Annotated in this window: 2 protein-coding genes and 1 pseudogene; 2 read left to right on the top strand and 1 reads right to left on the bottom strand. The window is 55.9% G+C overall.

The genetic code is table 11. From position 1 onward, the window contains the following. Together F4U95_RS24440 and F4U95_RS24435 are read left to right on the top strand one after the other, a co-directional pair. On the top strand, positions 1-1,958 hold a 1,958-nt coding region (locus F4U95_RS24440), incomplete at its 5' end, for a calcium-binding protein (protein WP_281347249.1). 53 nt (positions 1,959-2,011) lie between these two features. Further along, positions 2,012-3,565, top strand: a complete 1,554-nt coding sequence (locus F4U95_RS24435) for a type I secretion system permease/ATPase (RefSeq protein WP_150426988.1) — start codon at positions 2,012-2,014, stop codon at positions 3,563-3,565. 18 nt (positions 3,566-3,583) lie between these two features. On the opposite strand, the pseudogene F4U95_RS24425 reads toward F4U95_RS24435, so the two are convergent. Then, positions 3,584-3,676 (bottom strand): annotated as a pseudogene (locus F4U95_RS24425) (IS6 family transposase); the annotation flags it as partial.

Genomic DNA, 3,676 nt, shown 5'->3' with positions numbered 1-3,676 from the left:
ACACGTCTGGCTTGTATGCCAATGATTATAACGACAGCTTCGCCGATGGATATTCGTCGCAAAGCTCCTATATCGCCGCAAGCTCGGGCGCAGGCACATATACCATAGATACTGTTTATGTGTACGATAAAGCAGGAAATTATTCTTCTTACAGCATGTGGCAACTCGCCAACATGGGGATCGCCACAAGCTTCGAGATCGTCGACAAGAAGCTAGGCGCGACTGCCTATACGAACATCAGCGGGACAATCAGCGAAGGATCCGGCAATTCGCTCGTCACTACGCTGACGTTGCAGAATATCAGCAGCTATTCCGGAACGGTCACGCTGGCATTCGATGCGGCGAATTCGATCATGACGGCAAGCGAAGTCAACGTACCTAGCTACAACGGATTCTACAGCGTTTCGAAATCCCCGGCCGGCGATTATGTTATCAGCCTGCCGAACATCGGCGTGGTTGATGACCTGTCGATCGAAGGCGACGAAACCTTGGCATTTAAGGTCACTGCCAGCGGCCAAATATTCTCTTCCGGTTCGGACAGCAGTATCGTGACCGTGACCGTCAAGGATAATGACTGGGCCGGCACCGTAGGCGACGACCGCATGGAAGGCGACACGGGCAATAATTATCTGCTTGGCCTTGCGGGCAATGACATAATCAATGGCTATGCTGGGAATGACTGGCTGGTCGGCAGCGAAGGGCATGACCAGTTGAACGGCGGTGCCGGTGACGACAGGCTGGAGCCAGGCGCCGGCAACAACATTGTGGATGGCGGGGCAGGGATCGACACTTTGATCCTGACGGGCGCCCGGTCAACTTACAATTTCATCGCCGCAAACGGATGGACCTATCTGGTGGGAGAAGAGGGCGCGAGCCGGATCGCCAATGTCGAGCGGATATCCTTTGCAGGAGAAAATCTCGCTTTCGACACCTTAGCAACTAGCCTGTCGGCATTTGACGGTTTGCGTTACGCGGCGTCGCATGCGGATTTGCTGACTGCGTTCGGCACGAATCCGCAGGCAGCCATGCTCCATTATGTCGGTAGCGGCTTTGCCGAAGGGCGTGACGCCAAGGGTTTCAACGGGCTGCAATATATCGCATCCCATGCCGACCTGTCGGCCGCCTTTGGCACGGATGCTCACGCCGCGACGCGTCATTATATCGAAACCGGCTTTGCCGAGGGACGGTCGGCCGACAGCTTCGACGGCCTGCGCTACATCGCTTCAAATATCGATTTGATTACAGCCTTTGGCAATGACGACGACTTGGCCGCCTGGCATTATATTGCGGCAGGCAAGGTCGAAGGACGAAGCATCGACAGTTTCGACGGTCTGCAATATGCTGCATCCCATGCGGATCTGGCGGCTGCATTTGGCGTCGATGCGCAGGCCGCAACACGCCATTATATCGAGGCCGGCTTGGCTGAAGGACGGTCGGCCGACAGCTTCGACGGCCTACGATATATCGCGTCCAATGCCGACCTGATCACAGCGTTCGGCAATGACGACGGCATGGCGGCTTGGCATTATGTGGCGACCGGTCGAACCGAAGGACGTAGCATCGACAATTTCGATGGTTTGCAATATGCTGCATCCTATTCGGACCTGTCGGCCGCCTTTGGCACGGATATTCAGGCCGCGACGCGCCATTATATCGAAACCGGCTTTGCCGAGGGGCGTTCGGCCGACAGTTTCGACGGCCTGCGCTATATTGCTTCCAATGCCGATCTGATTACAGCCTTTGGCAATGATGATGACATGGCAGCCTGGCATTATGTGGCGGCCGGTCGAACCGAGGGAAGGCAGCTTTATGCCTTCGATGCACTCGCTTATGCATCAGTCAATCCTGACCTGAGCGCAGCTTTCGGCACGGATATCGATGCATTGACCGAACATTATATCAACACTGGATATTTCGAGCATCGCAATACCGGTAGCTCTGAACTATTTATAGTATAATTTGATATGTCATCAAATATCATTTATAAAAATTATACTATTCGAACAATTCTATGATGATATATTCAATAAATAAATATTTTTTCAAAGCCGCAATTTTTAGTGCACTTGTTAATATCCTCTACATCATCCCAACAATCTATATGTTGCAGGTTTATGATCGTGTCGTCCCGACACGCGGATTACAAACGCTTCTGTTTCTGACGCTGATATTACTTTTCGCGCTGGCCACGCTTGCATTTCTGGACAGAACGCGGATGCGGTTGCTCGCCCGGGCCGGCGTCAGACTCGACATGATGGTTGCTCCGGTCTTGCTCGATACCAGTTTCGGGCGACCGGACTGGCCGGGCCTACGCCAAGCGCTTCGCGATTTCGATGCGCTCCGCGCGACCTTGACAGGCCCGGCAACTCTTGCCCTGTTTGACGCGCCATGGATCCCCATCTATCTGCTAATCTGCTTTTTGGTCCATCCATGGATCGGCATTTTAGCCTTTACCGGATGCTGCCTCCTGCCTCTGGTCGCCTTTGCAACCGCACGATCGACGCGGGGCAAGGTCGAACAGGCTCAGCTGGCTGCGAATATATCCTATACCAACCAGGATGCCTTGCTGGGTGCAAGCGAGACCATAAGGGCGCTGGGGATGCGCCGTGCGCTGGTAACCCGCCAGTTGCGCCAGCGCGAGGCGATGATAGCGACGCAGGCGCAAGCTGGCCTGTCCGCCGGCAGCTTTCTGGCGCTCAGCAAGTTTATCAGATTGGCGCTGCAATCCCTGGCTCTTGGCTTAGGGGCCTTGCTGGTCATCGACAACCTCATATCGGCAGGTGCGATTTTCGCGGCATCCTTTTTAATCGCACGCGCACTCCAGCCCATCGAACAGCTTATCGGTACATGGAAGCCCCTGATTCAGGCCCGGCAGCAATATCGTGATATTCAGGCCTTGCTGGCAACCCATGCCACCGGAAGCGTGAAAACCGCACTGCCCGCACCACTGGGGCACATCAGCGTCGAAAATGTCAGCGTGATGAGCGACGGGCAGGATGGCGCGCTGCTTCAAAATGTCAGTTTCTGCATAGCAGCAGGTGAGATCATTGCAGTGATCGGCCCCAGCGGGGCAGGCAAATCCACACTGGTCCGCGCGATGGCCGGCGCGCTTCTGCCTGATCGCGGCAAAATAAGTTTCGATGGCTCCCACGCGCAGGATTGGGATCCGGAACTGCTCGCCCGTCATATCGGCTACCTCCCCCAGGATTCCGCGCTGCTGGCAGGTTCCATCGCCGACAATATCGCCCGTTTTTCTATCGAACTGGAACAGGACAAGCCCGCACTGGATGCAGCCGTGATCGTCGCCGCATCCAAGGTCGGCGCCGACATGCTGATCCGCCGGCTATCCGATGGATATGACCATCAGCTGAAACCGGGCGGCAAAGGCATCTCCGCCGGCCAGGCTCAGCGCATCGCCTTAGCGCGTGCGGTTTTTGGCGATCCCGCCATCCTCATTCTCGATGAACCCAATGCGCATCTGGATACCGAAGGGGACGCCGCGCTGATCATGACGATCGGCACATTGAAGGGCTCTGTTGCAAAGATTGGCGGCAGTCAGAGGTAGGCTGTCGCTCTGCGCCGATCAGGCGGCTGCTGCGAAATGGTGGTTGAGCATGCCCATGGCCTCCGTCAGCGCCGAGGGCCCAATGCCAAAAGCTCTCTCCACAAGGCGCAC

Origin of the sequence: Sphingobium limneticum, from assembly GCF_008710165.1 — a bacterium.
In the GTDB taxonomy this organism is placed as follows: domain Bacteria; phylum Pseudomonadota; class Alphaproteobacteria; order Sphingomonadales; family Sphingomonadaceae; genus Sphingobium; species Sphingobium limneticum.
This window is presented reverse-complemented; position numbering and strand designations above follow the sequence as displayed.